We start from the raw sequence: 19658 nt of genomic DNA, 5'->3' as shown, positions 1-19658 counted from the left end.
TTCGAGACGCGCGCGCACAAAGGGAACGGCACTTATAACAATTCGATCACACAGTGGTGCAGCTGGATTCCGACAGCTGTTTCACGCACACGGACCGACTCGGCAACTCAGCTTTCGAGGCGGCGAGCTCCGAGGACGTCCTTGAGGAGTTCCTTTGCAACATCCTCGGGATCACGTCTGGCAGTCGGATCAGCGGGCTCAGCCGCCTCCGCAAACATCTCGTCCTCGTCCTCCGGCGTTGCAGGCGGAGGAGTTGCCTCGTAGTCGACCTCAGGAGCAGGCGCCGGTCCAGGGTCTTCCGGATAGTCGGGGGCCTCGGGCGGCGGAATGTCGTCCGAATCTCCGCGCTGGGGTTGTGGGGCCTTGGGCTGCTGCGCTGCGCGCTCCTGACTGGGCCGCGAGAAGCGGGGCGCAGCGGCAGGGCGGCTCGGAGCTTCTGTCGCCTTGGTTGCGCTCGATACTGTCGGCGCTGTAGGCGCACCTTCTTGATACTCGACTTGCCAAGTGCCACCGAACATTTCGGCAAGGACCTCGCAAATGACCGCCGCGTTGTGCGGTTGCGTCACACGAGCACCCAGGACCGGTGAGCCGTGAGCGATGACAACGACATGTCCACGCACGTCGTGAACCGTCGCAGCGGACAGCATGGCCGGAAGAACCTTGTTTCGTTCACCGACCTTGTTGCGCAAGGTGTTCCACGATTCACGGAGAGTCTCGACTGTGGGGCCTGCCGAGACCGGCGCAGCTTCGGCAACCGCCGGCTCGTCGAACTCGGGCTCGGGCTCGTAGTCGGGTTCCGGCTCGGCAAGCCCGATCAGCTCTTCCGCCTCGACAGGAGCAGTAACCGGTGGTTCAACCACAGGAGCTTCAACCACCGGAGCTTCGGCAACCGGCGGTTCCACGATCTCGACAGTGGGAGTCTCGACGACGGGAACTGCCGCTACCGGAGGTTCGACGACAGGAGCCTCCACAACCGGCGGCGCCGCAGCTGGAGCAGGCGCGGCTGGTTCCGGCCGCACCTCAGGCTCGGCCTTGCGTTGAGAGGGCCGTTGGAACTTGGAAGCAATCTCCGGTTCGAGCGGCGGCACGGTCGGTGCCGGCGTTGCTGCCGCGCGAGGGGCAGCCGCGACTCCGGCAGCCGGAATACCTTGTTCCAGGCGCTCCAGCCGCTGCAATACAGCTGACTCGGTGTCGGATGCCGACGGCAGCAGCATTCGCGCGCACATCACTTCGAGCAGCAGCCGCGGCGCCGTCGCCCCACGCATTTCGCTGAGTCCGGCATGGACAGTCTCGGCGAAGCGGGTGAGCGTGGCCGGGCCGACTCGTTGAATCTGCTCACGCATCGTGACCAGCTCCGCTTCCGGAGCGTCGACCAATCCTCGTTCGCTGGCGTCGGAAACAGCCTGCATCAAGATGAGATCACGCAGGCGCTCGAGAAGATCGAGCGCGAATCGGCGTGGATCGTGACCGGCGTCCATCACGCGATCGACAGTGCCGAACAACGCGGCCCCGTCACTGGCAGACAGGGCGTCTACTGCTTCGTCGATGAGCGCGACGTCGGTGACTCCGAGAAGAGAGAGCGCGCGCGGATACGTGACACCTTCTTCTCCTGCGCCCGCGAGCAGCTGATCGAGGACACTCAACGAGTCACGAGGGGAACCGCCGCCGGCCTTGATGACCAGTGGATACACCGCAGGCTCGACCGGTACGCCCTCCTGGGCGCAGATCTTTTCCAGGAGTCCGCGCATGGTCGACGGCGCCAACAGGCGGAACGGGTAATGGTGTGTACGCGAACGGATGGTCGGGAGAACCTTTTCCGGTTCCGTCGTCGCAAAGATGAAGATGAGGTGTTCCGGCGGCTCTTCGACGATCTTGAGCAACGCATTGAAACCCGCCGCCGTCACCATATGTGCCTCGTCGATGATGAAGACGCGGTAGCGAGAAGCAGCGGGTGCGTGGAACGCCTTGTCTCGGAGTTCTCGGGTGTCGTCGACGCCACCGTGACTTGCGGCGTCGAGTTCCGTCACATCCAGGTTGCCTGTGCCGCCCGGGCCCAGCGAAACGCACGAGTCGCACACGTCGCACGGCGTCGACGTCGGTCCCTGCTCACAGTTCAGCGAACGCGCCAGGATTCGCGCCGACGACGTCTTTCCGCAGCCGCGCGGGCCGGAAAACAGGTAGGCATGGTTGATGCGTCCGGTGTCGAGGGCCGTGCTGAGCGGTGCGGTGACATGCTCCTGCCCCACCACCTCGGCGAAGGACGCGGGTCGATACTTCCGGTACAGGGCCACGCGCAAAGACTACCGGCGACCCACGACAGGTGGTCCGGTGCGGGTGCAACGCCGACTTCTCCCGAAACATGTTCGCAACACAATCGCAGTGCGGAGGAAACCGCACGCACTCATCGTGGGTTCCGTGCACGCGGGCTGGTCCGCGTGCGTGAGGAGAAAACTGTGCCCGCCACCATCGATGCCGGAGCAACTGCCTGGTTGCTCGTCAGTACTGCACTCGTACTTCTGATGACGCCAGGACTCGCACTGTTCTACGGCGGCATGGTCCGCTCGACGGGCGTACTCAACATGATCATGATGAGTTTCGTCTCGATCGCACTCGTCACGGTTGCGTGGTTGTTCGTGGGCTACAGCCTCGTGTTCGGCGACGATCACGGTGGCATCATCGGCGGACTCGAGCACATCGGCATGGCGGGCATCGACCCGTCGACGGTGCACGGGAATGTCCCGGAAGTGTTGTTCGCAACCTTCCAATTGACGTTCGCAATTCTTACTGCAGCGCTCATCAGTGGTGCGATCGCCGACCGCGCGAAGTTCTCCGCCTGGATGATCTTCGTCCCCATCTGGTCCTTGCTCGTCTATGTCCCCGTCGCTCACTGGGTGTGGAATCCGCAGGGATGGCTCGCCCAGATGGGCGCACTCGACTACGCCGGTGGCCTCGTGGTCGAAATCGTGTCCGGAGCGTCGGGTCTGGCATTGGCACTGGTCCTCGGCCAGCGGATGGGTTTCAAGGCCGAGTCGATGCGTCCGCACAATCTGCCGTTCGTCCTGCTCGGCGTAGGCCTGCTCTGGTTCGGTTGGTTCGGATTCAACGCCGGCTCGGCCCTTGCGGCCGACGGTATGGCCTCGCAGATCTTCCTCAACACACTCGTCGCCGGTTGCACCGGACTACTCGGCTGGCTGTTCGTCGAGCAGAATCGTGACGGACACCCCACGACGTTCGGCGCAGCTTCGGGCGTCGTCGCCGGTCTGGTCGCGATCACCCCGTCGTGCGGAACGGTGAACATGTTCGGTGCGCTCGTCATCGGTCTGATCGCCGGCATCGTCTGCTCGTACGCCGTGGGATGGAAGCACAAGCTCGGCTACGACGACTCCCTCGACGTCGTCGGCGTGCACCTCGTCGGCGGAATCGTCGGCTCGTTGCTGATCGGACTCCTCGCGACGGCCGTGATGACGGGCGGTCCGGAAGGTTTGTTCTTCGGCGGTGGATTCGCGCAGTTGGGCAAGCAGTTCGTCGGCGTCGTCGTGGTCGCGCTCTATGCCTTCGGTGTGACCTACGGTCTCGGAAAGCTCATCGACAAGACCTTCGGCTTCCGCATTTCGCGTGAAGACGAGGCCCGCGGAATCGACGTTGCCCTGCACGCGGAGTCGGCCTACGAGCACGGAGTACTCGGCCACGGTCCGATCGGCGGACAGAACCCGAGCCCGTTCCTCCAGCGTCAGCGTGAGGAACGGGAGAACCGCGAGCGGGACTGACCGCCCTCACCGGTTCGCGATTTCCTCCATCAGGATCGGAACGCCGACATTGCAGGAATGAATCCCGACGACGGTGGTCAGTTTCAGCACCTCGAGAATCTCCTTCGGGGTCACTCCCATGTCGAGCGCGGCGCGAATATGGCGTCGTACGCCGGGTGCGTACATGTGTGTGCTCACCGCATCGACGGCTATGCACAGCAACTGGATCACCTGAGGTGACAGCACCCCACTGTTCCAGGGCTGCATTGCTGTCTTCATGTACAGCTCGGTCCACTCGGGATCCAGCTCCGAAAGGCCGTCCCACAACGGATTCCAGCCACCCGAATCCTTCATGGCCTGGGTGACGGGAAATGCTTCATTTGCTCGAACGTCAGTCATCGATCTCCTCAGACCATCGAAAATGCTTGATTCAGTTCACGTTTGAGAATCTTTCCGGTTGCCGTCATCGGCAGCGACGGCACGAACTCGATGCGACGCGGATATTTGTAGGCGGCCATCTGTTCCCGCGACCATTCCACGAGATCCGATTCGGAGATCTCTTCACTCGGCTCTCGGATCACGAACGCGACAACTTCTTCGCCGAGGCTCGAGTCCGGCACCCCGACGACGGCGACGAGTGAGACGGCTGGGTGAGTGAGCAGAACCTCTTCGATTTCGCGTGGGTAGACGTTGAATCCGCCCCGCACGATCATGTCCTTCGCGCGATCGACGATGTAGTAATTTCCGTCGGTATCGACCCGTGCCAAATCCCCGGTGCGAAACCAACCGTCGCGCATGGCTTCCGCCGTCGCCTCTGGTCGGTTGAAATAGCCCTTCATGACGTTGTGCCCGCGAATGGCCAACTCACCCACTTCATCGGGGCCGGCGATCGTGTGCCAAGAGTCGTCGACAAGCCGCGCTTCGACGCCCCAGATCGGCACGCCGATCGAACCGGGCCGGGGGTCGCTCTCCGGGTCACTGAACAAGGCCAGCGGAGAGGTCTCGGACAACCCGTACCCTTCGAGGATCTGAACACCGAAGCGTTCCCTGAACTGTGTCAAGATTTCGACGGGAAGCGCTGCACCACCGGAGATCGCGCACCGCATGTTCTGTGCGACGGTCTCGATATCCACCCCGGATTTCACTACCTCCTCCAGCACGCCGAGCAGTCCCCAATACATGGTCGGGACGCCCGCGAAGACCGAGATCTTTTCGCGTTCCATGATCTCGAGTGCCGCGGTCGCATCGAAGCGCGGCATCAACACCAAGGTGGCACCGACGCAGATTCCCGCATTCATGGTCACTGTCTGGCCGAACGAGTGGAACAACGGCAAAGTCAGGAGATAACGCTCATGCATGGACGGAACGCTCTCGAACAACCGGTTGGTCGACAGTGCATTCAAGACCATGTTGCAGTGAGTGAGTTCAGCGCCCTTGGGCTTTCCGGTCGTGCCGCTGGTGTAGAGAATGACCGCGGTGTCCGTCGGTTCACGAACAACCGCGGCTGCAGGCGTTTCCGTGCCGGACACGGATGCCAGTGCTTCGCCTAGAGTCTCGACTCCGAGGCTCGACGACGGTGCACCCGACTCGGCGCTGATCACGATCAGGGCCGAACAGGTCTCGCTCTGCTCGAACCCGGCGATGGCGTACTCAGCGATCGGCAATTCGGGACTTCCCTCGAAACAGAAGTACAGCTTTGCTTCCGAATCAGCCAGGTGATAGGCGATTTCGCGCCCTTTGAGCAGAATGTTCAGAGGAACGACGACGCCGCCGGCCTTGAGAATGCCGTAGTAGACGATCGGGAACTCGAGAACGTTCGGGCAGGACAACGCCACCTTGTCACCTGGCTCGACACCCCGCGAGACGAGCACATGGGCGATGCGATTCGCGTAGGCGTCGAACTGCGCATACGTCAGCCTCGCTTCCCCGAGAACCAGCGCATCCCGTTCCGGGTACCGCCGGGCCGAGTCTTCCAGCAGAGCAGCAAGATCAAGCATGACTGTGTTCCTCCTGCGCATCGGAATCCGTGGCATGAGACGAGGCAGCGCGCGACACCGACTCGAGCAGTTCCCGCACCAACGATTCCGCCCGCGGCCAATACCCGTATCCGGACGCCGGATTGAGATGTCCGACCTCACCCAGATCCAGCAACCGACTCCCCCATCCTTCAGCCAGACCCACAACTCGGCGATACCCGGCGAGCGGATCGTTCCGACTCGCCGCGACCGTGCTTGGAAACGGCAGACGCTGACGCGGTATCGGTAGCCACCCGTGACGGTCGAGATCTTCGAGAGACGGATAGGACTCGGGCAGCGGAAGTTCGAGATCCGCCGGCGTGACCAGAAGTGCGCCCGCAACCTCTCGATGATGCGCTCTCGCCCAGTGAGCAACTGTCATGACTCCGGCGCTGTGCCCGACCAGGACCACCGGCCCGCAGACACTTGTCAGCACCTCGTTCAATGCCGCAACCCGCGCATCGCGGCTGAGCTTGTCGGTCTCGAGGGGAGGAACCGTCAGAACGTTGTCGAGCCTGCGCGCGAGGTGAGTCTGCCAATGATCTTCGACATGATCCCGCAGACCGGGAACCATTACTACCGTAGTTGATTCATTCATCATGAGCTCCGAACGTCTGTTACTTCAGTGGCGCCGGGGATCTCGGGCCGATTCTGCAACGTCGCCAGCCGCCTCATCCCGGCGGGATAGGCACGCTTGCCGGCTACCAACGCGAGGGCCGCGACGACATAGACGAAGGGCGAAAGCTGTAGAGCGCCGAGAAGACCCAGGTGATCGGCGAGGATGCCGACAACGAAGGGACCGAGCGCCAGCCCGAGAAGGTTGTTGGCGACGGTGAGCGTTCCCATGGCCGACGCTCGAATCGAGTGATGGGTAAGGTTCGCGACCATCGCTGCCGTCGGCCCCGACGAACCGGCGGAGAAGAATGCACCGATACCGAGCAACACGAGTTGTGCTGTCCCCGTGCCCAACCGGAGCCCGATGCTCAGCGTCACCAACGAGATGGCGCAGTAGACGATGGCGGTGGTCCATTTTCGCGCCGAATCGTCGCGGCTGAATCTATCTGTGATGAAACCGCAGACCACCATCCCGCTTCCGACCAGGAGGACGAACACGGAAGCCGTGACGCCGGCCTTGTCCGGGGCCAGATCGTAGTAACGATTGAAGAAGCTCGGCAACCACGCCAGAAGTACTGCGGCGGTGAACATCTGGAGACCACCACCGATGTAGGCGAACAACACGGCTGGATTGGTGAACAGCGAGGACACCGGCGCACGAAAACCGTCGTGTCTCACCGCTTCCCCGGCGGCATCCGGCGCGGCCTCGACGGCGTAAGCGGTGAGCTTCTTCTCGGTGACGAGGGCACGGAAGAGCGCGACCAGAATCAGACCGAAGATTGCCATGGCGGCAAAAGACCACCGCCAACTGAACTGGACTGCGATGAACCCACCGATTGCCACACCGATGACCGAACCGAACGATCCACCGGCCATGAAGGCACCTGCAAGAGCTGCGTGCACGCGGGGCGCAAACACACTGAGGACCACGGCGATACCCACGCTGCCGTACGCCGCTTCACCGACACCGACCAGGAACCGGGCGCCCAACATCTGTTCGTAGGTCTGAGCGATTGCGCACAGCAACGTCGCGACACTCCACAACACCGCCATCAAGATCAAGCTCTTGACGCGGCCCCAGCGGTCCGCGAGCAGCGACAACGGGAACGTCAACAGCCCGACCATCAATGCCACCACGCTGCTCAGGGAGGCGAGGTGCGAATCGGAGAGATCCCAGTCCGCTTTCAGGATCGGGAAGACTGCACTGAGCACCTGCCTCGACATGTAGTCCGAGAGCAGAAGACCGAAAGCCAGGGCGAAAACGATCCACGGGTATAACTTTCGTCGTCCGCCGATTCCGAGCGCGGTGTCCACACGTGGCGTGGCGGGAGCTTGCAGTCCCATGACTCTCCTAGGAAGTACTCGAGGTAGACGGGGGGATTCGGGGGTACGAACCGTCGCGGTTCGTACCCCCGGAACTGTTGTACGAGAGGGTGTGAACTCAGGCGTGCTGCGTGAATCCCAGCTGGCCGATCCGGCGGTTGGGCGCGTAACCCAGCTTCGCCAACGTCTCGTCGGTGTCGGCATACGTCTCGCCGATCCGGTAGATGTCCCGAGCTTCCTTCGCGGTAGCCACCTCGCGGCCCAATTCGCCTGCAATGCGCACCAACTGCTCGATCTGCTGCACCGACGTCATCTTCTCGCCCTTGCGGCCCCAGATGGTGTCCTCGTTGCCGCAGCGAGCGTGCAAGCCCATCGCGATGGCCATCGTGTTCACCGGCAGGACGCTACGCATCAGCGTTTCCAGCGTCAGGCACGCACCGTCGGGAACACGCTGGACGAAGTTCATCATGTTGTACGGGTTGGGTCCGTCGAAGCCGCCGCCGATTGCGACCCACGTGAGGTTGACCGGACCCGTGTAGATGCCGCGTCGGATCAACCGCTCCACCGTTTCGAGCTGCGGAATACTGGACAACTGGAAATGCGGCTGGATTCCGGCGGCCTGCAACCGGCGCAGGTGCTCTGCCACCCACTCCGGACCGGCGGGCACAGTCATTTCCCGATACGTATCGGCCAATTCCGGACGCTGCATCGACGTACCCGCGATGTCGTCGTCGGTCATCAGTTCCATGATGTTCATCTGGCTGGTATTGATCGCGATCGTCACCTGATCGGGAGCCGGCTCCAATTCCGCCAGCATGTGACGCACGTCGTCGGACAACCACTTCGCATCGGCACCTTCCCCCTCCGGGGCAAACGAAATCGACCCGCCGACCTGCAGAATCATCTCGGGAACGGCCTCACGCAAGCGACCGAGAAGCTCGTTGAACTTCGACAGACGCTTCGAGCCCTTGCCGTCGAGTTCACGCACGTGGATGTGGAGAACTGTGGCACCGGCGTTGAAACAGTCGACGGCTTGCTGGACGTGCTCGTCCATCGACAGAGGGAGGTCTTCTGCAAAATCGTCCGGCTCCCACTCCGGTCCGTAGGGAGCAACGGTGATGACAAGCTTGTCCTGGGTTTCGGGGAACAGTGAATCGTCGTGGAAATGCATAGCGTGACTCCGATCGAGTGAATGAATTTATCTTCGGGGCTGGGAAGAGAGATCAGAACGGTGCGTCGCCGATGATTCCGGCGCGCTCCATCTTTCGAACCGCGGGCCAGTAGTCCTGCACCGCGTAATGCTGTGTCGATCGGTTGTCCCAGATCGCGACGCTGTTTTCGGTCCAACGCCACCGAACCTGGTACTCGGGAATCTGAGCCTGGCTCGCCAGGTAAGTGAGCAGATTCCCGGCGCCGGGGGCGTAATCGATTCCATAGCGGACGTTCTCGGGCGTGTGATAGTTCACGAGGTGTGTGGCGAACGAATTGACGAAGAGAATCTTCTCGCCGGTCTCCGGATGTGTTCGTACCACGGGATGTTCGGCGTCGGGAAAGCGTTCCTTCAGCTGGTGCCGCTGTTCGATCGGCATCCGAGCGCCGAAGGTCGACTCGATACTGTGCCTGGCACGCAGATCCTTGATCTGCTCCTTGACCCGCGCCGGCAGATTTTCGTAGGCGAGTGCCATGTTCACCCAAATCGTGTCGCCGCCGACAGGAGGTGTTTCCACACAACGCAATACACATCCCATGGGCGGGTTAACGCGCCAGGTGGCGTCGCAGTGATATGCATTCTCGAAATGCTCCGGCGGGCTGTCCAGATCCTTGTAGATGCGGACCAGGCCCGGGTGGTCGGGGTCGCTGCCCAGAGCCGGATGATCCTCGAGTTCACCGAATCGCTGGGCAAGTTCTACGTGCTCGGCTTTGGAGAAGGTCTGGTCGCGAAAGAACAGAACCTTGTGTTCGAGCAACAATGCCTTGATTTCGGCGAAGAGTGCATCATCTCGCGCGACCTCGCCGAGATCCACCCCGGACAACTCTGCCCCGATCGAACAGGTCAATTTCTCGACGCGGATCGTATTCCTCGACGAGGGAAGGTTTTCTGTGAGCGTTGCGGTGTTGGTCATGACAATTCCTCTGGGAAGTGCTGTTTCGGTTCAGACGGAGAAGACGGAGGAACCGATACTGCGACCGGACTCCATGTCGTGGTGCGCACGCACCGCATCTTCGAGGGGGTACCGCTGGTTGATCTCGATCTTGATTCGCCCGGACTCGACGTGTGAGAACAGTTCGCCCGCCAGTTCGGCACGTTCTTCGGGATCCGCGATGTAATCGGCGAGAGCCGGACGTGTGAGGAAGAGTGATCCCTTGACTGCCAACTGCATTGCCTGAATCGGCGGAGTCGGTCCGGACGCCGTTCCGAAGCACACCAGCAGCCCCCGCCTGGCAAGGCAATCGAGAGAGATGTCGAACGTGGATTGCCCGATACTGTCGTAGACAACCGGCACGCCGACGCCCCCGGTGATCTCCTTGACACGCGCGACGACGTCCTCGCGGGTGTAGATGACGACTTCATCGCAACCGTGAGCTCGGGCAACGCTCGCCTTCTCGTCGCTCGACACCGTTCCGATCACTTTGATTCCCAACAGTTTTGCCCACTGGGTGAAGATCAGTCCAACCCCGCCCGCCGCAGCATGTAGCAACACGGTGTCTCCCGCTTTCAACGGGTAGATGCGACGCAGAAGGTAGGCGGCAGTCAGTCCTCGCATGGTCATGGCGGCCGCGGTGTCGAAGGCGATGCCGTCGGGTAGCGCGATCAGGTCGGACGACGCCATGATCCGCTCGGTGGCGTACGCACCCAGCGGACTGCCGGTGTAGGTCACACGGTCCCCCACTGCAAAATCGACTACTCCCTCGCCGATCTCTTCGACCACACCGGCGCCCTCGACGCCCATCCCGGCAGGCAATTGCGCAGGATAGAGGCCACTTCGAAAGTAGGTGTCGGCGAAGTTCAACCCCACCGCTTCATGACGAACCCGAACCTCTCCGGCGCCCGGTCGTCCTACCTCGATCTCTTCCCAACGCATGACGGACGGTGTGCCGATCTCGTGGAACCGAATGGCGTTTGCCATCAATGCTCTCCAATTCTGTGGGCGGGCTCGACTCGATTACGGTCGAGCTGTATTCGTACGCAACAACTTCCAGAAGTCGGTGCTCGGCTTCGTGGTCGTGCCGAACTGATGTGAACAAAACTATGTGAGATCCGGCTCACATGCTTAACTTGACGAGACACACAACACAACATTTCGGGACATCGAGTAAAGGGGGCCCCATGAAGCCACTCGCCCGCTACGCGTCACTGAACCGATACGTCGACCTGTGCCGAACAGTGGACGTGGACGCTGTGGCCCTCATGAGAAGTGTCGGCCTGAGCCCGGCAAGCCTGGCGAACCCCGACCAATGGGTACCGGCCGCCTCCATCGCATCGCTCCTGGAGCGATCGGCAGCGGAGTCCGGACACGAAGACTTCGGGCTTCTACTCGCCGGCCTGCGTCGACTGTCCAATCTCGGTCCCCTCAGCTTGGTCATCAGGGAAGAACCAGACGTCAGGAGCGCGCTCGACGTATTGATGCGATACGAGCACACGTACAACGAGTCATTACGCATTCGATTGAACGAGGTCAACGGACTCGCCACCCTGCGAATCTCGCTCGAGGTCGGCGAACCGGTCGACACCAGACAGAGCGTCGAACTCGCAGTCGGCGCGACACTGCAGATCCTGCGGAGTTTCCTGGGTTCTCGATGGCAACCGGTCAGCGTGGGATTCACGCACAATGCCCCGAAAGACACGAGCACGCATCGGCGAATCCTCGGCGAGACGGTGGAATTCGATCACGAGTTCACCGGTATCGTTTTCTTCGCCGCCGACCTGGATGCGGCTAACCAACTTTCCGACGAGTTACTCCGGCCGTACGCTCGCCAGTTCCTCGACTCGCTTCCCGCCTCGGAAACCTCCGATACCCTCAGCCGCACCAAGGAATTGATCGAAGTTCTGCTTCCGACCGGCCGCTGCTCTGTCGAGCAGGTGGCACGCAGTCTCGGATTCGACCGGCGGACACTGCACCGTCATCTCGCCGAATCCGGAGATACGTTCACGGCCGTTCTCAATTCGGTTCGAAGCTCCCTCGCGGAACGATTTGTCGCCAACCCTCGCTATTCGTTGACCGAAGTGGCTGTGCACCTCGGGTTTTCGACGCAGGGTAGTTTCTCGCGCTGGTTTCGCACTCAGTTCTCGATGAGCCCGAGCGCGTGGCGGACTCAGCGCTCGATCAGCTGACCAGCACGACTCCGACGTAGGCGATCGTTGCCACCCACACAGTGGAAATCGCGGCCAGCACGAATGGCCGGGCGCCAACTCCACGAATGACGCTCAACCGCACCCCCAGCCCGAGTGCGAACATCGCGGCCGCCAACAGCGCCGTCTGCACCGTCTTCGCCAGCCCCAGAAGCTCATCCGGCAAGATGCCCGTGGAGCGCAAGCCCATGCAGCCGATGAATGCCACGACGAACAACGGAATCAGCGGGGGACGCTTGGCGGCAGTGCTGTCGACCATCCTGCGTTGCCGGATACTCAGAAACGCCATGACCGGCGCCAACATCAACACGCGCGCAAGTTTCGCCACGGTCGCGACACCCAACGCGGTGGCGCCGAGAGCGCTGCCGGCAGCCACCACTTGCGCCACTTCGTGGATCGACCCACCGGCCCACATGCCTGCACCGACCTCGTTCATACCGAAAGCGTTGGCCAACAGTGGGATTGTCGGAATCATCAGAGTTCCGAAGATCACCACCAACGCAACAGCGGTGAGCAACTCTTCCTCTCGCGCATTCACCACACCGTCCGCAGCAGCCACGGCGGCAGCGCCACAGATCGAGAAGCCGCAGGCAATCAGAATTCTCTGCGACCAACTCAATCCGAGAAGTTTTCCGGCATACATGGTCCCGGCGATACCGAGGAACACAATCGCCACCACAACGGCGATCACTCCCCAGCCCAAACCGACGATGTCGGAGAACATCAATTGCAGCCCGAGCAGAGCGATACCCACCCGAAGTAGCCGTTTCGCCGAGAATGCCAGGCCAGGTTGGAATTTCGCCGGCAAAGAGACGGTATTCGCCAACACCGCACCCGCCACGATCGCAATCAGCAACGGACTCACGGCGGAGGTGAACTGACCGGCTATCAGCGCGACCGTGGCCCCCAAGGCGCACAACGCAACTCCGGGCACCAATGCAGCCACACTGGACCACCGTCGTACTTCTGACGAAGGTGCGACTGCGGGTTTCTCGGCCACGGACTTCACATCACGGTTCACTCATCCAGCGTCCTTGAGCCACCATCGCTCCGGTAGGGCCATTTCTACCATCACGGCATATCAAATCGATATGAACGTGAAGTTCGGTATAGCCTGTTTGCATGACCAGACGGTGGCCCGACCTCACCACTCTCGAGCTACTCATCGGCATCGATGATCACGGAAGTCTCAGTGCGGCAAGCCGTTCAGCAAACATTGCGCAGCCGAATGCCAGCCGCGCCGTCAAAGCCCTCGAGCGGCAGCTCGGGATGCCACTCATACACCGAAGGTCGACGGGGGCGGCTTTGACTCCGCAGGGGACCGTCATCGTCCACTGGGCGCGCCGCGTCCTCGCCAACTCGAGGCAGCTTCTCGACGTCGCCGAAGGGATGCGGACCGAACGATCCGCGGAATTGACCGTGTGTGCCAGCATGACCGTCGCCGAACATCTGATTCCGGCCTGGCTCGGTATCTTTCGGTCACTACATCCTGGTGTCACCGTCCACCTTCAGGTCTACAACTCGACCCGCGTCCTCGAGGCTGTCGAGGTGGGAATGTGCGACCTCGGATTCGTCGAGTCACCGACCGTTCCGAAGAGCCTGTCCAGCGTCACCGTCGCGCGTGACTCGCTGGTCGTGGTCGTTCATCCGGATCATCCATGGGCGCGTCGACGAAAGCCGCTGACCGTCGCCGAACTGGCAGCGACGCCGCTGCTGGTGCGCGAGCCCGGATCGGGAACCAGAACGACTCTCGACCTGGCGTTACACGAATACGAGCGCGGTGCACCGTTGTTGGAACTGGGTAGTTCGGCCGCGATTCGAACCAGCGTGCTCGGTGGCGTCGGCCCGGCGGTACTGAGCACGCTGGCCGTCGAGGACCAGGTGAAGCAGGGAGAACTTCGGGTGGTAGCCGTCGAAGGCTTGGAACTCGACCGATCCCTGCGCGCAGTGTGGCGTCCCCCGCGTCAGCTCGAGGGTCCCGCAGGAGACCTGATGAAAGTAGTGCGTGCGAGCGGGTCCCGGAAATCCTGAAAGCGGCTTACTTCTTGTCGGCCTTCGCTGCTGCCTTTGCGGCCTTCTTGAACTCGCGGACCTCGAGCAAAGACTGTTCGTCGACCACGTCTGCAATCGAGCGCCTCGAACCTTCGAGCCCGTAGTCGCCGGCCGCTTGGCGCCAACCTTTCGGCTCGACGCCGATCTGTTTTCCGAGCAACGCCAGGAAGATCCGGGCTTTCTGATCCCCGTAACCGGGTAGGGCTTTGAGCCGCTTCAGCACTTCCTTGCCGTCGGGATTTCCCGAAGTCCAGATCGCGCCGGTGTCGCCGTCGTAGTTCTCGACGATGAACTGGCACATGAGCTGGATACGCTCGCCCATCGACTTGGGGAATCGGTGCACAGCCGGAGGCTCGGCACAGACGGCGATGAACTCGTCGGTGTCCATGTCGGCGATACGCCTGACGTCGATACCGCTGAGCCGATCCGCCAGCTTCTTCGGACCGAGGAAGGCCGTTTCCATCGGAACCTGTTGATCGAGAAGCATTCCGATCAACAACGCCAACGGGTCCTCGGCGAGGAGAGCATCAGCTTCGGGGTCACCGACAAGGTTCAGTTGAAGTGCCATGAGTCCGATACTGCCACGTCAGGCGGCAGTTGTGACCGGCGCCGACGCATCCGGGGCCGGAATCTTCCACTTCTTCCAGCCGAACAGAACCACCGTCGAGACCGCGGCAAGCGTGAAGACCCAGAGGTAGACGCCGACGGTCGGAATCCGCAGATACTCGGGCGGCACGAACATGAACAGGCCCATTCCGATGAAGCGATCCGTACCCGGAATGACCGACGGGTCCCACCAGGTGTGAGACCAGTTCAAGACCGGGAGCAGGAAAACGAACGGCGCCACCCACGCCCAGCGCTTCTTCGACACCATCGCGTAGTGCGCGGCGAGGACGACCAGCGGGACGAACCACACCCAGTGATGGCCCCACGAGAACGGCGAGACAGTGGTCGCAGTCAACCCCGTCATGGTGAGGCCGAGCAATTTCTGGCCGTGCCGGTGAGCAATCCACGCGGCACCGAGTCCGAGGCATACCGCCAGCGCACTGAAGACTAGGACCAGGACCCGCGACGGCGTCGGAGTGTGAGTGAGCTGAGCGATCAGACCGGACACGGACTGGTTGCTCGGAGCGTCCGTCGGTCCGACGCGTTCGCTGTCGACAAGAGTGCCGGTCCAGTACTTGTACGCATCGTTGTAGATCACGACGAAGCCGATCGCAACGGTCGCAGCGAACGTCACGACGGCCGTCACCAACGCACGCCATTGACGAGTGATGAAGAGGTACGCCCAGAAGAAGGCCGGAGTGAGCTTCACGCCGGCGGCGATGCCTGCCCCGATTCCTCGGAGCCGACTCTTCTCGTCCCGACCGAGGTCCCACACGATCAAGAGCAGCAGGAAGATGTTGATCTGCCCGAGCCAGAGCGTCGTACGTATCGGTTCCATGAACAGAAAGATCGTGGTGGCCAACGCACTGACGGCGTACGCCTTCACGTCGAGCCGATAACCGAGGTACTTCCAGCACAACACGATCACTGCGAACAGCGCAGCGATGTTCAAACCCGTCCACACGACAATCGCCTGTTTGAACGAGAGCACCGCCCACACCGTGAACAGCAAAGCCGCAAACGGGGTGTATGTGAACATCATCCCTTCCAGGACTGGCCCGTCGTACAACGGAAGGCCCTGAACCACAACGCTGCCGCCGTGGCGGTAGACGTCGAGATCGAGGAAATTTTCGAAGATGCCCCAGTACCGCGTATTCATCGGCACGGCGAAAAGTACCATCAGCACGGACGCGACTGCCAGAACACCGAGTACAGAGAATCCGAGAACACCGACACGGAGGGTGCGTCGCGGTATGTCAGCTTCGACGACCGACTCCGAGTTCGCGGTGTGCGCCTCGAAAGAAGGCCCATCCGAAGCGTTGATCGCGCCCGTCACTACAACCTCCGGGATTCACACCCTATGTCGGGAATTGATGCTCCGAACGGTACAAGACAAGACCGAAAAGTACCGACCGGGCACGCCGCTTCGAGAACTCAGATCTCGGAGAGACGCGATTCGGTAGCTGCGAGCAGAACACACGTAGCCACGCCGTCCATGGCAACTTCGAGTTCAGCCTTGGACGGGAAGCTCGGGGCCAACCGGATGTTCCGGTCATCCGGATCCGTGCTGTACGGGAAAGCCGACCCGGCAGCGGTGAGCGCGATACCCGCGTTCTTCGCCAGTTCGATGACCCGCTTGGCCGTGCCGTCGACCACGTCGAGGCTGATGAAGTATCCGCCCTTCGGCTCGGTCCAAGACGCGACCTTCGATGCACCGAGACGATCCTCGAGGATCCGCAGTACGAGCTCGAACTTGGGCGCGAGGAACGCGCGATGCTTCTCCATGTGCGCACGAACGCCGTCGGCATTGCCGAAGAAACGCAGGTGGCGAAGCTGATTGACCTTGTCCGGTCCGATGCTCTTCTTGCCCAGGAACTTCTGGTACCAGGCAAGGTTTTCCGCCGAGCTACCGAAGAAGCTCACACCAGCGCCGGCGAAAGTGATCTTGGACGTCGACGCGAACACGAGCGGACGGTTGGGGTGTCCGGCCTCCGCTGCCATCGAGAGAATGTCGTAGGAAGGCGCAGTCTCGCCGACAAGCGGATGTACGGCGTACGCGTTGTCCCAGTACAGGCGGAAGTCGGGCGCGGCCGTCGGCATCGACGCGAGCGTACGGACAATTTCTTCGGAGTACACGGCACCCGTGGGGTTCGCGTAAACCGGAACCGCCCACATGCCCTTGATCTGCGGATCTGACGCAACAAGTTCGGCGATCTTGACGACATCCGGGCCGTCGTGGTTCATCGGCACCGCGATCATCTCGATGCCGAGGGACTCGGTGATCGCGAAGTGGCGGTCGTAGCCCGGTGCGGGGCAGAGAAACTTGATCTTCTCTTCCTGTGCCCACGGCCGGGCCGAATCCGGAGTGCCGTGCAGCAGTGAGAACACCACGTTGTCGTGCATGATCTCGAGGCTCGCGTTGTTTCCGGCGAGAAGGTTCGCAACGGGGATATCCAGCAGCTCACCGAAGATGGCGCGCAGTTCCGGCAGACCGGTGAGTCCGCCGTAGTTACGGCAGTCGGTGCCGCTTCCGTCACGGAAATCACCGTCGCCGGGCAGCGTCAGCAGCTCTGCGGAAAGGTCGAGTTGTTCCGGGGAAGGCTTACCGCGGGTCAGATCGAGTGCGAGCTTCTGCGCCTGGAGCTGCGTGTACTTCGCGCTCTGGCTCTCATGCTCGGAGGTGAGTTCTTCATGGCTCATCAACCCGATCTGGGTTTGGATAGGCATCCGGAGCGGCCTTTCACCGACGAGGCGGGGTCGGGTATGTGAAAAAATAGAGGACCCCGCGCACCCGGCAGAGCCCGTTGACCCTTGCTGCCTTCCGGCCCTGGGGGAGTTCACAGGATGCGCGCCGCGCGGGATCCAATGAACAGTGTAGACGGCTTTCTCCGGCCGCTGCACACCACCTACCGGGGCCGAGATGCAAACCTCGAGTTCCACCGGTTCTTCGCAGGTCAGGTACCCGTTTAACGCTTCGCGCCCGCAATTGGGTATGCTGCTCCACGGAGGATTCGCCTAGTGGCCTATGGCGCTCGCCTGGAACGCGGGTTGGGTTAACGCCCTCAGGGGTTCAAATCCCCTATCCTCCGCCAAAGGAACCCCTGTGAACTGCTGAGAAGCGGTTCACAGGGGTTCTTTTCTGTCCTCATGCAACGAGTAATGCAACAGGGTCTCGGTTCAGCTCGATGTTCTGCGAGCTCAGACGGTCTGCCGACTCGTGGTGGTTTCGATCCCGCAGCGCGCCGAATCGGAATGCTGCTGCGTGATTTCGAGTGGCCCGCCGATGGCCCGAACCCGATTCGGGAAGCTATGGCCACATCTGCTCCTGCAGCCCGCGTTGGTCATGAAATGACACCCGCGCCGCAAGTCTTATTTATCCAGATCCCATTCTGGATAAGATAGGCATGGAAAGCAAGGCGGCAATATAGCGTGGATACAGGGAGAGACCAGATGGCGTACAGGACGTTGAAATCGATCTTTCACCAACGAGATCGTGCTGGTGCCGATGCTGAGGAGCGAGCGCGACGCGATTCTCCCGCCGCCGTCCACTGGGACCTACTGATCGGCGAACACTCGACGTTCGCACTGATGACACCCGAAGTCGCAGCGCTGATCGAACGGATCATGAGCTTCGAGCCGAAGATCCGGGCTGAGTGGAACGGGCTGCCGGCCCTCGCGCGCACCCACTACCTGCATCGCATGGTGATCGACGAGATCCAGGCAACGAACGAGATCGAACAGGTCCGCTCAACCCGGAAGGAGATCAGCGAGGCAATCGAGATGGTGTGGGCGGAGCAACCCCTCGCGAACAAGCGGTTCGCCGAGATGGTGCGGCTCTATCTCAATATCGGCAACGACCAGGCCGAGAGTCCGCAGACGCTCGACGACATCCGAGACGTCTACGACGCGGTAACTCGGGGCGAGATTCGCGACGAGGACGCCCCCGATGGGAAGCGGTTCCGGCAAGGGCCAGTATCGATCACGTCAGGAATCAAGGTCGTGCACACCGGTGTGGTACCCGAGTCAGCGATCGACGACGCGCTGACCCTCATGCTGAGCCAGGGGGGCGACGACTCGATTCCACGACTGATCAGGGCAGTGGTCGCGCACTTCATCTTCGAGTACACGCACCCGTTCTACGACGGCAACGGCCGAACCGGACGCTACCTTCTCGCGCTGGACCTTCGACAGGTGTTGGCTCCGTATGCGAGCCTGGCATTGTCGGCGACCGTCGCCGACAACAAGGATCGTTACTACAAAGCATTCTCTGACGCGGAGAATCCATTGAACCGCGGAGATCTGACGCCCTACCTGATCGATATGCTGGAGATCATCGCCGAGGCGCAACATCGACTGCTGCTCGACCTCTCCGAGAGGCGGCATAAGATCGACACACTCGAGGCGCGTATCCGCGTTCTGGTGGAGGATGAGGAATTTCCGCTGAACTTGGGACTCGATCGCGAGTCGACGCCGCCGGTTGATAGCAACCACATCGGCGCAGTCCTGTTCACCCTGGGTCAGGCCCACTGCTTCGAGGCGAACCGCGCCATCAAGTTGAACACCCTGGTCGAGGTGGTGGGTCGATCCAGCCAGTTCGCCCGCCCGCGACTTCAGCGCCTGGACGATGCCGGGATCATTGAGACGGTTACGAAGAGACCGCTGCGCTTCCGGCTCACGGCACGGGGGGTATCGCTCCTCGATCTGGATGGGGAGTGATTTTCGCCAGGTCGCAGATGGGCTAGGTGGCGATTGGGCGCACGATCGACGTTTCCATTCCCACTCGCGAATGGAGTGCAGTGGCCGCAACATTTGTGGTCTTCGTCGGCGCACTGGTTCTGCCGCCGGGTACCGCACGACGATTGGTTGCAGCGAGCTGGGCCGTCCACCCGATTTTCGACCTACTTCACGAGCGTGGTCCAGAATCACGTCTGCCGGATTGGTACCCCGCAA

16 protein-coding genes, 1 tRNA gene and 1 other RNA gene are annotated in these 19658 nt (G+C 61.7%); 5 read left to right on the top strand and 13 right to left on the bottom strand.

The genetic code is table 11. The features are described from left to right. Positions 1-107: 107 nt before the first annotated feature. Positions 108-2291 (bottom strand): DNA polymerase III subunit gamma and tau, encoded by a 2184-nt coding sequence (locus tag QM609_RS06450; RefSeq protein ID WP_076948709.1) that lies wholly within the window; start codon positions 2289-2291, stop codon positions 108-110. A 162-nt stretch (positions 2292-2453) separates the two neighbouring features. Between QM609_RS06450 and QM609_RS06445 the strand changes: the two genes are divergently transcribed. Further along, positions 2454-3767 carry an ammonium transporter gene (locus QM609_RS06445; RefSeq protein ID WP_003943791.1) on the top strand — a complete coding sequence of 438 codons (1314 nt, stop codon included), beginning with the start codon at positions 2454-2456 and terminating at the stop codon, positions 3765-3767. Between the two features lie 6 nt (positions 3768-3773). On the opposite strand, the gene QM609_RS06440 is transcribed toward QM609_RS06445, so the two are convergent. The 7 genes from QM609_RS06440 to QM609_RS06410 form a co-directional block, all read right to left on the bottom strand. Further along, positions 3774-4145 carry a carboxymuconolactone decarboxylase family protein gene (locus QM609_RS06440; RefSeq protein ID WP_054188616.1) on the bottom strand — a complete coding sequence of 124 codons (372 nt, stop codon included), beginning with the start codon at positions 4143-4145 and terminating at the stop codon, positions 3774-3776. Between the two features lie 8 nt (positions 4146-4153). Next, positions 4154-5743, bottom strand: a complete 1590-nt coding sequence (locus QM609_RS06435; RefSeq protein ID WP_054188617.1) for a long-chain-fatty-acid--CoA ligase — start codon at positions 5741-5743, stop codon at positions 4154-4156. Further along, a complete protein-coding gene (locus tag QM609_RS06430; RefSeq protein WP_050656466.1) occupies positions 5736-6359 on the bottom strand; it encodes an RBBP9/YdeN family alpha/beta hydrolase in 624 nt (207 codons plus the stop codon). The genes QM609_RS06435 and QM609_RS06430 overlap by 8 nt, the downstream gene beginning before the upstream one ends. Next, positions 6359-7720, bottom strand: a complete 1362-nt coding sequence (locus QM609_RS06425; RefSeq protein ID WP_007731563.1) for an MFS transporter — start codon at positions 7718-7720, stop codon at positions 6359-6361. The genes QM609_RS06430 and QM609_RS06425 overlap by 1 nt, the downstream gene beginning before the upstream one ends. Before the next feature lie 97 nt (positions 7721-7817). Further along, a complete protein-coding gene (locus QM609_RS06420; RefSeq protein ID WP_003943988.1) occupies positions 7818-8870 on the bottom strand; it encodes a beta-keto acid cleavage family enzyme in 1053 nt (350 codons plus the stop codon). Positions 8871-8922: 52 nt separating this feature from the next. Further along, positions 8923-9822, bottom strand: a complete 900-nt coding sequence (locus QM609_RS06415) for a TauD/TfdA dioxygenase family protein (protein ID WP_007731564.1) — start codon at positions 9820-9822, stop codon at positions 8923-8925. Positions 9823-9852: 30 nt separating this feature from the next. Beyond that, complete coding sequence (locus tag QM609_RS06410) at positions 9853-10827, bottom strand: quinone oxidoreductase family protein (RefSeq protein WP_003943928.1); 975 nt, start codon at positions 10825-10827, stop codon at positions 9853-9855. Between the two features lie 200 nt (positions 10828-11027). Between QM609_RS06410 and QM609_RS06405 the strand changes: the two genes are divergently transcribed. Then, on the top strand, positions 11028-12032 hold the full coding sequence (locus QM609_RS06405) for an AraC family transcriptional regulator (protein ID WP_076948708.1): 1005 nt from the start codon (positions 11028-11030) through the stop codon (positions 12030-12032). On the opposite strand, the gene QM609_RS06400 is transcribed toward QM609_RS06405, so the two are convergent. Then, positions 12025-13071 (bottom strand): YeiH family protein, encoded by a 1047-nt coding sequence (locus tag QM609_RS06400; RefSeq protein ID WP_083745018.1) that lies wholly within the window; start codon positions 13069-13071, stop codon positions 12025-12027. The two genes, QM609_RS06405 and QM609_RS06400, sit on opposite strands and share 8 nt — an antisense overlap. A gap of 101 nt (positions 13072-13172) precedes the next feature. On the opposite strand from QM609_RS06400, the gene QM609_RS06395 reads away from it, so the two are divergent. After that, positions 13173-14081, top strand: a complete 909-nt coding sequence (locus tag QM609_RS06395) for a LysR family transcriptional regulator (protein ID WP_007731572.1) — start codon at positions 13173-13175, stop codon at positions 14079-14081. 7 nt (positions 14082-14088) lie between these two features. On the opposite strand, the gene QM609_RS06390 is transcribed toward QM609_RS06395, so the two are convergent. The 4 genes from QM609_RS06390 to ffs form a co-directional block, all read right to left on the bottom strand. After that, positions 14089-14670, bottom strand: coding sequence for an HhH-GPD-type base excision DNA repair protein (locus QM609_RS06390; protein WP_054188618.1), 582 nt, complete (start codon positions 14668-14670; stop codon positions 14089-14091). Between the two features lie 18 nt (positions 14671-14688). After that, a complete protein-coding gene (locus tag QM609_RS06385) occupies positions 14689-16044 on the bottom strand; it encodes a glycosyltransferase 87 family protein (RefSeq protein WP_076948707.1) in 1356 nt (451 codons plus the stop codon). Positions 16045-16142: 98 nt separating this feature from the next. Next, positions 16143-17435: an aspartate aminotransferase type Ic gene (locus QM609_RS06380; protein WP_076948706.1), complete on the bottom strand. Its 1293-nt coding sequence runs from the start codon at positions 17433-17435 to the stop codon at positions 16143-16145. Between the two features lie 41 nt (positions 17436-17476). Beyond that, an RNA gene (ffs, locus tag QM609_RS06375) (signal recognition particle sRNA small type) lies at positions 17477-17576 on the bottom strand. Positions 17577-17712: 136 nt separating this feature from the next. Between ffs and QM609_RS06370 the strand changes: the two genes are divergently transcribed. Then, positions 17713-17800 (top strand) — tRNA-Ser (locus QM609_RS06370). Between the two features lie 532 nt (positions 17801-18332). Continuing rightward, entirely contained in the window at positions 18333-19424 is a 1092-nt protein-coding gene (locus QM609_RS06365; protein ID WP_249343164.1) for a Fic family protein, read from the top strand. Positions 19425-19658 lie beyond the last annotated feature (234 nt).

This window comes from Rhodococcus sp. IEGM 1302 (genome assembly GCF_030056935.1).
Taxonomy (GTDB): Bacteria; Actinomycetota; Actinomycetes; order Mycobacteriales; family Mycobacteriaceae; genus Rhodococcus_F; species Rhodococcus_F qingshengii.
This window is presented reverse-complemented; position numbering and strand designations above follow the sequence as displayed.

Bases quoted from the DNA above. Each gene is read 5' to 3' on its own strand.
- QM609_RS06365 (WP_249343164.1), top strand. From the start codon at position 18,333: ATGAGCTTCGAGCCGAAGATCCGGGCTGAGTGGAACGGGCTGCCGGCC.
- QM609_RS06440 (WP_054188616.1), bottom strand. From the start codon at position 4,145: ATGACTGACGTTCGAGCAAATGAAGCATTTCCCGTCACCCAGGCCATG.
- QM609_RS06420 (WP_003943988.1), bottom strand. From the start codon at position 8,870: ATGCATTTCCACGACGATTCACTGTTCCCCGAAACCCAGGACAAGCTT.
- QM609_RS06425 (WP_007731563.1), bottom strand. From the start codon at position 7,720: ATGGGACTGCAAGCTCCCGCCACGCCACGTGTGGACACCGCGCTCGGA.
- QM609_RS06380 (WP_076948706.1), bottom strand. From the start codon at position 17,435: ATGCCTATCCAAACCCAGATCGGGTTGATGAGCCATGAAGAACTCACC.
- QM609_RS06435 (WP_054188617.1), bottom strand. From the start codon at position 5,743: ATGCTTGATCTTGCTGCTCTGCTGGAAGACTCGGCCCGGCGGTACCCG.
- QM609_RS06390 (WP_054188618.1), bottom strand. From the start codon at position 14,670: ATGGCACTTCAACTGAACCTTGTCGGTGACCCCGAAGCTGATGCTCTC.
- QM609_RS06415 (WP_007731564.1), bottom strand. From the start codon at position 9,822: ATGACCAACACCGCAACGCTCACAGAAAACCTTCCCTCGTCGAGGAAT.
- QM609_RS06395 (WP_007731572.1), top strand. From the start codon at position 13,173: ATGACCAGACGGTGGCCCGACCTCACCACTCTCGAGCTACTCATCGGC.
- QM609_RS06430 (WP_050656466.1), bottom strand. From the start codon at position 6,359: ATGAATGAATCAACTACGGTAGTAATGGTTCCCGGTCTGCGGGATCAT.
- QM609_RS06405 (WP_076948708.1), top strand. From the start codon at position 11,028: ATGAAGCCACTCGCCCGCTACGCGTCACTGAACCGATACGTCGACCTG.
- QM609_RS06410 (WP_003943928.1), bottom strand. From the start codon at position 10,827: ATGGCAAACGCCATTCGGTTCCACGAGATCGGCACACCGTCCGTCATG.